16 protein-coding genes are annotated in these 13,774 nt (G+C 46.3%); all 16 read right to left on the bottom strand.

The window, feature by feature from the left end:
• Window positions 1-17: 17 nt before the first annotated feature.
• The 16 genes from WJ238_RS04675 to WJ238_RS04600 all read right to left on the bottom strand — a co-directional run bounded on the left by WJ238_RS04675 (window position 18) and on the right by WJ238_RS04600 (window position 13,676).
• Window positions 18-1,019 (bottom strand): sensor histidine kinase, encoded by a 1,002-nt coding sequence (locus WJ238_RS04675; protein WP_230105277.1) that lies wholly within the window; start codon window positions 1,017-1,019, stop codon window positions 18-20.
• A 12-nt stretch (window positions 1,020-1,031) separates the two neighbouring features.
• The gene (locus tag WJ238_RS04670) at window positions 1,032-1,706 is read right to left on the bottom strand and encodes a response regulator transcription factor (protein WP_230105276.1); all 675 of its coding nucleotides are present in this window, start codon (window positions 1,704-1,706) and stop codon (window positions 1,032-1,034) included.
• Window positions 1,707-1,793: 87 nt separating this feature from the next.
• Window positions 1,794-3,068 (bottom strand): phosphoribosylamine--glycine ligase, encoded by a 1,275-nt coding sequence (gene purD / locus WJ238_RS04665; RefSeq protein ID WP_230105275.1) that lies wholly within the window; start codon window positions 3,066-3,068, stop codon window positions 1,794-1,796.
• Window positions 3,069-3,078: 10 nt separating this feature from the next.
• A complete protein-coding gene (gene purN, locus WJ238_RS04660) occupies window positions 3,079-3,705 on the bottom strand; it encodes a phosphoribosylglycinamide formyltransferase (protein ID WP_230105274.1) in 627 nt (208 codons plus the stop codon).
• Window positions 3,699-4,724: a phosphoribosylformylglycinamidine cyclo-ligase gene (gene purM, locus WJ238_RS04655; RefSeq protein WP_230105273.1), complete on the bottom strand. Its 1,026-nt coding sequence runs from the start codon at window positions 4,722-4,724 to the stop codon at window positions 3,699-3,701. Before purM ends, purN begins: the two co-directional genes overlap by 7 nt.
• A 15-nt stretch (window positions 4,725-4,739) precedes the next feature.
• Window positions 4,740-5,252 (bottom strand): 5-(carboxyamino)imidazole ribonucleotide mutase, encoded by a 513-nt coding sequence (gene purE, locus WJ238_RS04650; RefSeq protein ID WP_230105272.1) that lies wholly within the window; start codon window positions 5,250-5,252, stop codon window positions 4,740-4,742.
• Between the two features lie 50 nt (window positions 5,253-5,302).
• Window positions 5,303-7,351: an aminopeptidase gene (locus WJ238_RS04645; RefSeq protein ID WP_230105271.1), complete on the bottom strand. Its 2,049-nt coding sequence runs from the start codon at window positions 7,349-7,351 to the stop codon at window positions 5,303-5,305.
• The gene (locus tag WJ238_RS04640; RefSeq protein ID WP_230105270.1) at window positions 7,352-7,750 is read right to left on the bottom strand and encodes a DUF6142 family protein; all 399 of its coding nucleotides are present in this window, start codon (window positions 7,748-7,750) and stop codon (window positions 7,352-7,354) included. It lies immediately after the preceding gene.
• Window positions 7,716-8,198, bottom strand: coding sequence for a VanZ family protein (locus WJ238_RS04635; RefSeq protein ID WP_230105269.1), 483 nt, complete (start codon window positions 8,196-8,198; stop codon window positions 7,716-7,718). Before WJ238_RS04635 ends, WJ238_RS04640 begins: the two co-directional genes overlap by 35 nt.
• Window positions 8,199-8,219: 21 nt before the next feature.
• The gene (locus tag WJ238_RS04630) at window positions 8,220-8,372 is read right to left on the bottom strand and encodes a hypothetical protein (protein ID WP_230105268.1); all 153 of its coding nucleotides are present in this window, start codon (window positions 8,370-8,372) and stop codon (window positions 8,220-8,222) included.
• Window positions 8,373-8,387: 15 nt separating this feature from the next.
• Window positions 8,388-9,068, bottom strand: a complete 681-nt coding sequence (gene pyrE / locus WJ238_RS04625) for an orotate phosphoribosyltransferase (RefSeq protein ID WP_230105267.1) — start codon at window positions 9,066-9,068, stop codon at window positions 8,388-8,390.
• 170 nt (window positions 9,069-9,238) lie between these two features.
• Window positions 9,239-9,406 (bottom strand): hypothetical protein, encoded by a 168-nt coding sequence (locus WJ238_RS04620; protein WP_337606281.1) that lies wholly within the window; start codon window positions 9,404-9,406, stop codon window positions 9,239-9,241.
• 91 nt (window positions 9,407-9,497) lie between these two features.
• Window positions 9,498-10,562, bottom strand: coding sequence for an aromatic acid exporter family protein (locus WJ238_RS04615; protein WP_230105265.1), 1,065 nt, complete (start codon window positions 10,560-10,562; stop codon window positions 9,498-9,500).
• Window positions 10,563-10,768: 206 nt separating this feature from the next.
• Window positions 10,769-11,386, bottom strand: coding sequence for a L(+)-tartrate dehydratase subunit beta (ttdB, locus tag WJ238_RS04610; RefSeq protein ID WP_230105264.1), 618 nt, complete (start codon window positions 11,384-11,386; stop codon window positions 10,769-10,771).
• Complete coding sequence (gene ttdA, locus WJ238_RS04605; RefSeq protein WP_230105263.1) at window positions 11,386-12,285, bottom strand: L(+)-tartrate dehydratase subunit alpha; 900 nt, start codon at window positions 12,283-12,285, stop codon at window positions 11,386-11,388. Before ttdA ends, ttdB begins: the two co-directional genes overlap by 1 nt.
• 122 nt (window positions 12,286-12,407) lie before the next feature.
• Entirely contained in the window at window positions 12,408-13,676 is a 1,269-nt protein-coding gene (locus WJ238_RS04600; protein ID WP_230105262.1) for an SLC13 family permease, read from the bottom strand.
• Window positions 13,677-13,774: the final 98 nt, after the last annotated feature.

The raw sequence follows: 13,774 nt of genomic DNA, 5'->3' as shown, positions 1-13,774 counted from the left end.
AGGTGACAGTTCTGTCACTATTTATAAAACCGCAGGATAAAACATCCTCCCCGGTCTTTGGAATTTTCTGCCAGTATCACGGCGTTTTCAAGAGAAAGGACAGCTCTTGAAAGGGAAAGGCCAATTCCAAAGCTGTCTTTTCCGGCAGTTTTTCCCCGGTAAAACCGCTCAAAAAGATGGGGGATATCTTCTTTGGGAATCCCCGGTCCGGAATCAATGACACTCATCTGTACATAAAGCACTGTATCTTTTATCTCAATCCATATTTTCCCGCCCTCCGGCGTATGCTCCAGCGCATTTTTCATCACATTCTGCAGCGCTTCCAATGTCCATGTGTAATCTCCTGAAATACAGATATCTTCCGACTCATCTGCAATGCAGGTCTGTCCATGAAGTTCCATGGAAACTGCAAACGTCCGCAGGGCGTCTTCTATCAGGCTGCTTACCGGAAATTTTTCTTGTTTCAATGTCACAGTTCCTGCATCCAGCCGGGAAAGTTTCAAAAGGGTGTCCACAAGCCATCCGATACGCCCCAGCATATGGGACATTTCCCTAAGCAGCTTCCGCCATTCCCCCTCGGAAATGTCCGGCCTTCTCATCCGCTCCGCCATCAGATTCACAGAAGTTAACGGAGTGCGGATCTGATGAGAAATATCGGCAAGCGCTCTGGAAAGCTGTTCCTTATCATCCGCAAGTCTCCGGGACTGTTGATTTAATGTCCATGTCATTTTGGCAATTTCGTCCCGAAGGATTTCCAGATCTCCTTCCCGGAAATGTGAAATCTCAAGTCCTTCTTCGCCATGAAGGATCCGGTCCAATTCTTCCGAAAGCTTCCGTATGGACTTTTCCCTGAAAAACGCCGTCCCCATAAAGAGAGCAAAGAGACATATTCCCATAAATGCAGCAGCTCCTGCCGCTTCAGGAGAAAGGATGACCGCTGCAGCCAGTGTCACTGCCAGTATGATTGCTGCGCTGACGGATGCCGGGATCCAGATATCCCTGTTTTTCCACATTCCCATACTCTCCTCCTTTTATTCCATTTTGTATCCCATCCCTCTGACGGTCTTTACGATCACAGGGTTTTGGGGATCCTTTTCTATTTTTTCCCGCAGCCTTTTGATATACACCGTAAGTGTATTGTCATTGACATACTCTCCGGTAATATCCCACAGTTCCTCCATCAGGGCAGAACGCGTCATGATTTTCCCCCTGTGGTTCAAAAAGACAAGAAGAAGCCGGTATTCCAAAGCAGAGAGGAAAATTTCCCTGCTATCTCTCTTCACCACTCCCTTTTCTACATCAACTGAAATATCCTGCACCGTCACGATCTGGCTGCTTCTTAAATATCGGCGCAGTACTGATTTCATTCTGGATACAAGCTCCCTTGGACGGAAGGGCTTGCTGATATAATCATCCGCCCCCATGTCAAGTCCTGCCACCACAGAGTATTCATCGCTCATTGCCGTGAGAAAGATCACAGGAATCTGATATTCCGCCTTGATCCTGGCGCATATGCTGAACCCGCTTCCGGAAGCAAGAGTAATATCCAAAAGAGCCAGATCAAACTTCTGCTCCTCTAAGAGGCGCAGCGCTTCCTCCTGCCTCCCGGTACTTTTCACCGAAAATCCCTCTTCTTTTAAAAATCCTGTCAGATTTTCCACAATGGTTCTGTCGTCTTCCACAAGCAAAACAGATACTAAGTCCATACTCCATCCTCCATAAAAAATCCCCGCGCCGGATCTGCCCTGTTTCAAACAGACAGTCGGTGCGGGGACATGCAAAAATCCGTCTTTTTACGCCTCGTCTATGGCTTTTCCAATATCATGGCGCATATATTTGTTGTCAAATGACACCCACTCGGTAGCCGCATAGGCATTGGCTCTTGCTTCCTTCAGGTCTTTTCCCTTCGCTGTTATGCCAAGCACACGTCCGCCGCTTGTCACAATCTGATCGCCGTCAAATTTTGTGCCTGCATGGAAGCAGTAATATCCCTCATGCTTCTTAAACTCATCAAGTCCGTGGATCGGAAGCCCTTTCTCATAAGCCAGCGGATAGCCGTCTGATGCAAGGACAACACATACAGCGGCATTATCCTCAAACTGCAGATCGATCTGATCCAAAGTGCCGTCAATACATGCTTCCACTACTTCAATGATGTCATTTTTCATACGGGGCAGCACCACCTGTGCCTCCGGATCCCCGAAACGGGCATTGTATTCCAATACTTTCGGTCCGTCCTCTGTCAGCATCAGTCCAAAGAAGATTACTCCCTTGAAAGGACGGCCTTCTGCCTTCATGGCGTCTACGGTAGCCTGATAGATATACTTCTCACAAAATTCTTCCACTTCTCTTGTATAGAAAGGACTTGGAGAGAAAGTTCCCATTCCTCCGGTGTTCAGTCCAGTATCGCCGTCTCCCGCTCTTTTGTGATCCTGAGCGCTTGTCATTGTGCGGATGGTATTTCCATCCACAAAGGACAGCACGGACACCTCACGGCCGGTCATAAACTCTTCGATCACCATTGTATTTCCGGAAGCGCCGAATTTTTTATCCAGCATAATGGTCTTTACGCCCTCTTTTGCTTCCTCCAGCGTATTGCAGATCAGCACGCCTTTTCCAAGGGCAAGCCCGTCCGCCTTCAAAACGATCGGAAACTTCGCTTCTGTTTCCAGATAATGAATTGCCTCATCCGCATCGTCAAAATTTTCATAAGCCGCAGTAGGAATATGATACTTTTTCATCAGATCTTTGGAAAAAGCTTTGGATCCTTCCAGGATCGCTGCATTTTTCTTTGGTCCGAACGCCCGGATACCAGCTGCTTCCAGTTCATCCACCAGACCGCCCACCAGCGGATCATCCATACCTACAATGACAAGGTCGATCTTCTTTTCTTTTGCAAATGCTGTGATCTTATCAAATTCCATAGGGCCGATGGGTTCGCATACCGCATACTCTGCAATTCCCGCATTTCCCGGCGTGCAGTAGATCTCATCCACTTTACTGCTCTTTGCCACGCAGTATGCGATGGCATGTTCTCTTCCTCCGCTTCCTACAATTAATACCTTCATTGGCTTCCTCCTACCTGCTGATCTTCACCTGATTTCCTTCCACTGTGATCCGGTTGTTTGCAATCAGATCAATGGCTTGGGGAAGGATCTTCCACTCTGCCTGCTCCATCACACGTCTCTGGAGCTTCTCCGGGGTATCATCTGCCTCCACTTCTACAGCCTTCTGCAAAATGATGGGCCCGGTATCTGTCCCCTCATCTACGAAATGCACCGTTGCTCCTGTCACTTTGACTCCTCTTGCAAGAGCCGCTTCATGCACCTTCAGTCCGTAAAAGCCGGTTCCGCAAAAAGAAGGGATCAATGAGGGATGGATATTGATGATCCGGTTCCGGTATCTCTCGATCATTTTTGCCGGGATCACCACAAGAAATCCCGCCAGTACGATCAGATCCGGCGTCAGGGCATCCACTGCCTCCAAAAACTTCTCGTTAAACTCTTCTCTTGTCTCATAATCCTTCGGAGAAATGCACTGTGCCGGTATACCGTGATCTTCCGCACGTTTCAGGGCATAGGCATTTTTGTTGTTGCTGATAACGCCGCACACGCCGGCATTCGTGATCCTGCCCGCATCTATCGCGTCCAGAACAGCCTGCAGATTGGTACCCCCTCCGGAAACAAGCACTGCAACTTTTAACATAAAGTAACTCCTTTTTCTCCCGCTTTGATCTGTCCGATCACATAAGGCGTATCTCCAGCCTGACGCATTGCTTCCATGGCTTTGTCCACATCCCCCGCGTCTACTGCTACTATCATTCCGATTCCCATATTAAAAGTATTGTACATCATCTTTTCTTCCACCTGGCCTTCTCTTGCCAGCATGCCGAAAACAGGCGGGACCGGATAGCTGTCCTTCTCAATAACGGCATGGGTGTGTTCGCTTAACATTCTCGGAACATTCTCATAGAATCCGCCGCCTGTAATGTGGCTGCATGCTTTGATCTTCACGCCGGCATTCTTCACATTTTTCAGCGCTTTTACATAAATTCTTGTAGGCGCTAAGAGAGCTTCTCCAAGTGTAGTTCCCAGTTCTTCATAATAAGTCTCCAAAGACTCTTTCGTCATTTCAAACACCTTGCGCACAAGGGAAAATCCATTGCTGTGCACACCGGTAGATGCCATTCCGATGAGGACATCTCCTTCTTTCAGATCCTCTCCGGTGATCATATCTTTTTTATCGCAGACACCTACTGCAAATCCGGCCAGATCGTACTCATCCTCCGGCATAAGTCCCGGATGCTCCGCTGTCTCGCCGCCCACTAAAGCAGCCTCTGACTGAAGGCATCCTTCTGCCACGCCGCTCACAATACTTGCGATCTTCTCCGGGTAGTTCTTACCGCAGGCAATATAATCCAGGAAAAACAGCGGCTCTCCGCCTGCGCACGCAATATCATTGACACACATTGCAACAGCGTCAATACCGATCGTATCGTGTTTGTCCAGGATCATGGCAAGCTTTACTTTTGTTCCGCATCCGTCTGTTCCGGACAGTAAAACCGGTTCTTCCATGTCTTTGATCTTACTTAAAGAAAATGCCCCTGAAAATCCTCCCAGGCCGCCCAGAACTTCCGGACGCATTGTCTTTTTCACATGTTCTTTCATCAGTTCCACTGACTTGTAACCTGCTTCAATATCTACACCAGCATTTTTATAATCCATACCGTATCTCCTTTATTACATCTGCTTCATGTATTCTTTATAGCCAAGTTCATCCAGCTTCTTTGCCTTTGCCTGAACAGTTTCCTTCATTTCCTGAGTATAGGCTTTCAGTCTCTTAAGAAGCTTGGGATCGGAAGTTGCAAGGATTCTGGCTGCAAGGATAGCTGCGTTCATTCCTCCATCGATGGCAACTGTTGCAACCGGGATTCCCGGCGGCATCTGTACGATAGAGTAAAGTGCGTCCTGTCCATCCAGATTCTTTCCGGACATAGGCACGCCGATAACCGGCATTGGGAAAATTGCTGCGCACATTCCCGGAAGGTGTGCAGCCATTCCCGCGCCTGCGATAATGACTTTATAATCCTTTTCTTCCGCTGATTTTGCATATTCAAAAAATACATCCGGTTCTCTGTGGGCAGAGATGATCGTCATTTCATACTCAATTCCCAGTTTTTCCAACATGTCAGCAGCCTTGCTCATGACCTTCATGTCAGAGTCGCTTCCCATTACAATTCCTACTTTTGGCATAGTTTTCATCCTTTCTCACTTATTTATAAGCTTTGCAGATAAATAATAGCTTATTTATTCGTATTTTTCAATGGTTCATTTAAAATCTCTGTGCCCGGGAGGACAAATTCGCCCTGTTCCAAAATAACAATCTCCCTGCCGTCCCCGGTCACAACAGCAATTTTCTCCAGTTCTTCATAGGGGATGGTAATATCAGTATGACAGTGAAAATATGCCTTGGACACATCCTCTTTTCTTTTTACAGACACGGAATTATCTCTTGCCATGATCTCTTTGCCGTTAGGGTTATAGACCTTAATATCCTCGCTCCAGCTGTAGCAGGTATCTCCCACCGCAAAATGAGGTCCCATCTTCTCCGCGATCAGAATCGGCAGCTTATCCTCGATTTTATATTTCTTTGCCGCTGCATAGGCAGTCGTGTTTGTTCCAATGGCAAACTCTCCCAGAGGAAGGGACGGATGTTTATGGAGGATATTATCGTGGATATATTTTTTTCCCTCCTCCTCATTTTCAAAGTTGCCGCACCGGTAACCTGTGACCATTCCATCAGCAAAGGTAAGTTCCAGATCCTGATACTGCAGTTCATTCAAGTATACCCTGCTGACATGGAGCGTTCCTTCTGTTCCTTCCAATACAGGAGAGGTGAATACTTCTCCCACCGGAATATTTACATCAGCCACACAGTTTTCAAAGATCGTTTCTCTTTCCGGATCCTTAAGCGGGAAAAGCTGCACCTTCATGTCTGTCCGGTTCCCGTTTCCTCCGATCACCCGGACGTATTTTCCCTGGTCGAGAGCGTCTATGATCGTCTGCTGTACTTTTGTATAAAGTTTCGCGTCCAGGGTATTGATCTTCACAACCTCGTCGAAGATCTCTTCATATTTCTCCCCGATCTCCGGAACAGGATAAGCAATAATCGTAAAGCTTCTCTCCTCTCCTTTGATATACTGATTGGTCAGCTGGCCTGATCTGGAGTCAAATAAAAGCTGCTGCTCCTCCTGCTTCTCTGTCAGAGATATGGCTTCCTCTTTCGGCTCCGGGCTAAAAGGCTTTTCTCCGAAGGTTTCCATGACAGCCGGTCCCGCCAGACCTGCTGCCAGATCCTTATGCCTTTCATAGACCGTCTTTATCACTTCTAATTTCCGCTCTGTAAAACGTTTATTCAAAAACAGGCCCTGATCATTTCTGTGGTCGTAATCATACTGCTTATTAGGATTGCCTCCACAGTAACCTACTTTCGCCGTTCCCCGCTTTGTCAGCCCACTGACAGCAGCCCGGTAGACGATCGGCCTTAGTCCCATCTTTGCAAAATTTTCTATCGCCGCTTTTATCACACGTTCAAATCCCAGCACATAGCGGATATTCACTGTACTCTTCTTGGACAGGTCTTTTCCGGTATTGACAAAACCGATCCGGTAACCTTCCGTGTACACATCCGCCATTTTCTGAATCTTTTCTTCCGGGAGGGACATAAGATGCTTTGCTGTACGGATCTCATTTTCGCTGATATATTCTCCGAAATAGTAAAGATATCTGTAATCGGAAAGATCGCTGTTCTCTATGATATCTACCGCAAACCGTTCCGACGGATCGATCTGCTCAAGAATCCGGTCCGCCACAAACACATCGCAGTAGTCGCTGGCATACCAGTAAATAATTTTCTTCAGCTCGCCTTCATCCGGAGATCCCTCATCCTCAAAGCAGTTATAAATCTCCACAAAAAGCTCATACAGAATATCCAGATATTCTGTGTGCTGCTCAAACACCCAGACGATTCCCCCTCGAAGTTCCGTATAGAGGAAACTTAATATCTGTCCGTACTCCTCTCCCAGCTTCTCTTGTGCATAAGCCGGATTCGCATAGCTTGTCTCATAATGTTCCGGCAGAATATCCTCATACAGCTTTTGATTCCACTGCTCCAGATCTTCCAGAGACAGTTTCCTGTATGCTCCGGAATCTATATTTTCTTTTAACCGATCCAATAAAAGAATAAATTCCGCAGTCTTCCGAAAATACGGGCGAAACTTTTCCGCCGCCGTATTTTCACCCGGAATCTGCGAAATTCTCTCCATCACAAGTTGATATCGCTCTTCAATCATCTAAAAAAGCCCCCTTACAAAAATTCCAGCCATACCCAGAAGAAAGACTCCATTCAGTGCAATCCCCACTTTACAGGTAATATAATTTTTTTCCCGTTCTTTCAGTCCCTGTATTCCGGCCTTTAATCCAGATACCGCAAGGACGACCACAAGGATTCCGCAAAGCCCTATCAGGATGCCTACATCTCCTCTGGTTATGTAAGAAACTGAAAAGATCAAAACAAGAATAAAGAGGGCGCATACAGCTAAAAAACAGGACTTTATTCCCCGGCGGGAATGTTTCAGCTGCGCCTGCCCGTATTTCCGGCTTCTCCTTTTCATTTTTTCTTTTTCTATCTTTCTTTTTTTTCGCTCTTCCGCCCTGTCATCCGCGGCTTCTTTCAGACTTCTTAGAAACATGCCTTCTCCTTATCGCTGCGCAGACAACAAATACAAGGTACCCTGCTGCGCCTCCTACTGTATTTAAAAGCAGATCATCCACATCAAAACTTCCTACCATAGTAAGAAGCTGGAATGTCTCCACGCATAAACTCAAACTGAAACTGTAAAAAACTGCCGAGAAAAAATTTCTGTATGTACTGGCCATAGGCAGAAAAAAGCCAAACGGAACAAAAATCAGGACATTTCCCAGCAGATTAGATGCAACTGCATAAAATCCCAGCTGTTCCCGATATTGCCAGAATCTCTTTATTTCCTTAAAAAGGACGAGGTTGTAACTATACTGTGTCCTTACCCCCGTCCTTCCATAGAGATCTGAAAACAGAAGAAAATATACAATAAATGCAATATACAGAATAAATAGGATTTTTCCAAATATACGCAGCCGCCTGTTTTTTTTATGACTCAATCCTTCACCTTCTGACACTTTTTAAAAAATCAATCCATTCTTTTCCTTCAGAAGGCGAGCGCCGCTTACGATGGAAATTACGCCGGCTGCAACACCGACAACGATCATGATCACGCCGATAACAATACTTCCAGCCCCGGCGCTTCCCATTGCTTTGTATGCCTTTTCACTCATAAAAATCCCTCCTGTTTATTTTACTCCGTAGGTTTCATAGTATGCATCGATCGCCGCTTTTAACGCATCGTCAATAATAACTTCTCCGTTGCACTCCTGATTATACAGGCATTCTACCACCTCGTCCATGGTAACGATCGCTGCCGTGTCAAATCCGTACAGATCCTTAATCTCTTCGAGAGCGCGCTTTTTGCCGCCTTTCCCTACTTCCATACGGTCCAGAGACACCATAAGACCCACAATAGTCACATCTGCCGCTCCTCTGACTTTCGGTACTGTCTCCTCCATGGATTTACCGGATGTTGTCACATCCTCGATCATGATGACTCTGTCGCCGTCTTTCAAACTGCTGCCAAGGAAGCTTCCCTTATCAGCGCCGTGATCCTTCTCTTCCTTACGGTCGGAGCAGTAACGCACTTCTTTTCCATACAGTTCACTGTATGCGATCGCTGTCACAACTCCCAGCGGGATTCCCTTGTAAGCAGGTCCGAACAGTACGTCAAAATCATCACCATACCTGTCATGGATCGCTTTCGCATAATATTCACCAAGCTTCTTTAACTGTGAACCGGTTACATAGGCGCCTGCATTCATAAAAAACGGGGACTTCCTTCCGCTCTTCAATGTGAAATCTCCGAATTTGAGCACCTGACTTTCTACCATAAACTGTATAAATTCCTGTTTGTAGCTTTCCATCTTTCTTAAAACCTCCGCATTTATAGGGTTCAAATTCTTTACAATTTTACCATACCCTATAAATATTTTCAATTCAGGAAGTGACACAATACCAATTTTATAAATCCTTTTATTTTGAAAACAGTAAAAAGGAGACTGCCATATCTTCCAACAGTCTCCGGTAAAGTTTCTTAATATATTTTATTTCTTCCTAAGTTTTTAAGCTGTGAAAATACGTTTTCATGCTCTACCTGCCTTAAATGTTCCCGGCAGGATCCGTCTTTGTTCAGCTCGTATTTTCTCGTCATGAATACATTCAGTACCTGGAAAATCATAACCTTATGCATTATCATTCTCATTTTGTCAATTCTAACTATTTCACAAATTCTTTCTCATCTTTTTATGCATTTTTTTGTTTTTCTCGCGCCTTGCATTGGATATAATATACGACTATTTTCTGATCCATTTTTTCAGCCTTGATTCACTCCTGCACCACTCCTCTTTCTTTTGGTTCCAGTACCGTTCCATTTGTTTGTCATCCAGTCCTTCTACAAACTGCTTCTTAAAAATCAGAAACTCTTCAAGATCCATCAGGATATGATACAACACTGCCCTTCCCTCAAATTCCTCCCGAGTCACGGGAAGCGGTTCCTTCTTCATCTCACTGAAGATTCTTTCCAGTCTGCTAATTTGCTCGTCCGGAAAATTAACCTCTACCACGAAAGGAGTCAGATAAAGAATATATTCCGCAATGATCATGGCCTGCCGGGGAATTTCCCGAATCTTCTTAATCTCATAATGAAGGTTGTGAAGGATACCCACCTGTTTCATACGCATCTCAAAGTAATCTATATAATATCCCGGATAGGAGTGAAAAGTATTGTCCTGATACTCACACGCATCCCGGATAAACATATCCAGATCACACTCCAGCAACCTGATTTCCTCCCATACATTTACCTGTATATCCTTTCCAGCGAGATATGCTGCCAAGCTCCCGAGGATTTTCTGCAGACGGTTCTCCGTGTCCCGCATACTGTTGATCAACCCGTTTTTCTGATTTTTATAGTCATAGAACAGGTTGAGGATAAAAGCGATGGCGATACCAATTACAACAAGTAGAAACTCATTTATAACAAAGTAATATCCGAAATCTTTTGTCATAAGAAAATGAGTTCCTATTACCGAATTTACAGACATGGTGGCTTGCCATCCCAGCGCATGACAGACTGTCATGACTACAAACATAAAGATGCCGTAGGCGATCCACTCACTTTTCATCTGCCCGATTGTAAGCTCTGCCAACAAAACAGTGAAAAAGAAAGAAAGCAGTCTGTACACAGATAGTTTTACTGTTTCCCATTTTGTCGTCACAAGAGTAAGCAGCGCAATACCTCCCGCCGATGCAGCATACTCAAGTCCCATCCGCTCTGCAATATAGATGGCTGCGCTGCTCCCCACCGCTATCTTCACTGCCCGGAGCAATATTTTTTTCCACTCCTTTTTTCTGTCCACATCATTCTTCCTTTCCTTATAATTATCCGATCTGTTTGATAAATTAAATATCTCTTTCCTTTTACAGCTCAAAAGACAGAAAAGCCATACAAAGATCATAGCAGAAACTCTTTGTATGGCTCATTGGCAAAAATTTAGGTTTGGCTTTCAGCTGTCTGCTGTTTGCTGATCTGCTTCACAGGGTCTAAAACTTCTCTATCCCCGCGTTATTTGATAAAGCTTACATGTTTACAGATTTCTTCAACGGCTTTATCCTTTTTCTCGTTGAAGATAACCTTATTCTCCTCGAACAGGTTTCCCCCGTGGGTGTCAATGGACACGATCAACGGCCCGAATTCTTGCACTCTGCAGGTCCACAGCGTCTCCGGCATACCAAGATCCTTCCAGTTGGCATCCTCGATCTCTTCTACTGTCGCCGCTGCGACTACTGCGCATCCCGCTGGGAATACACAGTGCAGTGCTTTGAATTCCTTGCAGCCCTTCATGGTTCCTTCTTTCATTCCTCCTTTCCCGACAATCAGTTTCACGCCTGTTTCGCGGATGAACTCATACTCAAATTTTTCCATTCGCATACTGGTCGTAGGTCCTACAGATACCATCTCATACTTGTCTTCCTCCCCTTTTACCGGGCGGACGATAGGCCCCGCATGGAAGATAGCGCCTCCCTCCAGATTCACAGGCAGTTTTCTTCCTCCTTCGATCAGACGTCTATGGGCTACATCACGGCATGTGGTAATATGTCCGTTCAGATAAATGATATCTCCGATATGGATATCCTCTAAATCCTCTGCTTTGATAGGTGTTGTAAGTATTTTCTTTGCCATTATAATTCTACCTCCTTATGAGAAGTGATCGTATAATTCAGGTCCTTATCAAACTCAATATGTCCTCTTCTGTGTGACCAGCATCCTACATTAACAGCTACACCGATAGTGGAAGGATGTCTCGCCGTATTCTCGATATGTACACCCATGACGGAATAGTTTCCGGACATTCCCTGAGGACCCAGGCCAATTGCATTGATCCCGTCCTCCAGCAGCTTCTCCATCTCAGCGGCGCGGGCGTTGGGATTATGCGTTCCCAGAGGACGCATGAGCGCCTTCTTGGAAAGGAGAGCGGCAGTCTCAACAGATGTGGCCACTCCCACGCCTACAAGCAAAGGCGGACATGCATTCAGTCCATAGCTTGTCATGACATCCATCACAAATTTTGTCACTCCCTCATAACCTTCCCCGGGCATCAGTACCATGGCTTTTCCCGGAAGAGTACATCCGCCGCCAGCCATGTAAGTGTCGATAACACACTGATCATTGTCCGGCACAATCTCCCAGAATACAGTGGGCGTTCCTTTGCCCACGTTTTTCCCGGTATTATATTCATCAAATGTCTCTACACTGTTGTGGCGGAGCGGCGCATCAATAGTCGCCTGGATCACCGCTTCTTTCAGGAGAGCTTCTACTTCCCCGATCAGCGGAAAGTTTACGCCGCATTTTACGAAGAACTGCAGCACTCCGGTATCCTGGCAGCTGGGACGGTCCAGTGTCTTCGCCAGCTCCTGGTTCTTAAACATGGCGTCATAAATGGTCTTCGCCAGTTCACCTGTCTCCTTTTCCCTCAGCTCTGCCAGCTTGGTACGAACGTCATCGGGAAGGACTTTCCCTGTATAGGCGACGAATTTTGCCATAACGTCCGTCATTTTCTTTACTGACTGCTCCTTACTCATTTTTAACTTCCTCCTTTTCATTTCTTCTCATTTTCTAAGACTCGGCACTTATGCCGCTTTCATACATCTTCCGTTCATGTTATCCCGAAGCCCTCTTCACCCTTTTTTATGTACTCTACATTTTACGGATAGAATGGGAAAAAGACAGGCAGAAGAATAAGGCTTACTACTGTGGAGACCAGAATCAACGGCAACCCCGCTTTTACATAGTCTGTAAACTTATATCCCCCGGGAGCCAGTACCATGGTGTTAGCCGGCATTCCAATGGGGGTAGCATATGCGCAGGAGCCTCCAATGACCGTTGCCATCACTACCGCACTGGGGTCGGCTCCCATTCCCTGAGCGATCGAGATACTGATAGGCACCAGGAGCGCTGTTGTAGCTGTATTGGACATGAAATTGGTCATCACGCAGGCAAGGACAAATACCACGACCAGCAATAGAAACGGAGAGGCGTTATCTCCGATCATACCAATAACTACCTCCGCTATCTTCTCTCCTGCTCCAGTGACCTCAAGTGCCTTTGCCAGCGACAGAGTCCCTCCGAACAGGAAGATGGTCTGCATATCGATTGACCTGATGGCCTGTTTCTCGGAGATAACCCCGGTCAGGATCAGCAGGATCGCTCCGATACCTCCTGAAATAGCCAGGTTGATCCCGATGACATCTTCGAAGATCATAGCCAGGATGGTGAGCACCAGGATGACCAGTGCCAGATACTGCTTCCAGGCCGGTACATTGCTGTAATCCACTTCCTCGTCAAATGTAGTCTCTGTCTTCACGCTGGGCTTATCCGGCAAAAGCTTATACCCGATAGTAGCAAAGAACAGGATACCCGCGACCAGCATGGGGAGGCCGATCTTGCCGTAATCAAAGAACGCGAAGTTCAGTCCTATGTCCTGCAGCGCCGCCTGTGCAATCAGATTGCCTGGCGCTCCGATGAGGGAAATATTGCCACCCATGGCCGCCGCAAATACGAGCGGCATCAGCAGCTTCGACCGGGAATAGCCGGACTTTGCGGCGATTCCGATCACTACCGGTATCAACACGGCTGCGGTCCCTGTGTTTGACAGGAATCCGGACATCGCACCTACCACGACCATGATCGTAACGATCAGCTGTCTCTCAGTCTTGGCAAACTTCGTTACGATACCTCCCAGTTTGTTTGCCATACCTGTCTCAAAGAGCGCTCCTCCTACAATAAACATCGCCACGAACAGGATCACGTTTGTATCGATAAACCCCTCAAATGCCTCCTCGATGGAGAGCACGCCCGTTACCACCAGCGCAATACAGACGATCATGGAAGTAAGTGCAAGCGGTATCTTCTCCAGCACGAACATGACGATCGCAAACGCCAGCAGAATCAGTGTGATTATCATTGGATCCATCTCTCATTCCTCCTTATCGTTGATATTTGATAATGTATCCATTTCTTGATTAAACAATAATATGAAACAGCCCTCACGTCAACACTTTTTTCACTTTT

The organism is Claveliimonas sp., assembly GCF_037273965.1.
GTDB classification, from domain to species: Bacteria; Bacillota; Clostridia; order Lachnospirales; family Lachnospiraceae; genus Claveliimonas; species Claveliimonas bilis.
This window is presented reverse-complemented; position numbering and strand designations above follow the sequence as displayed.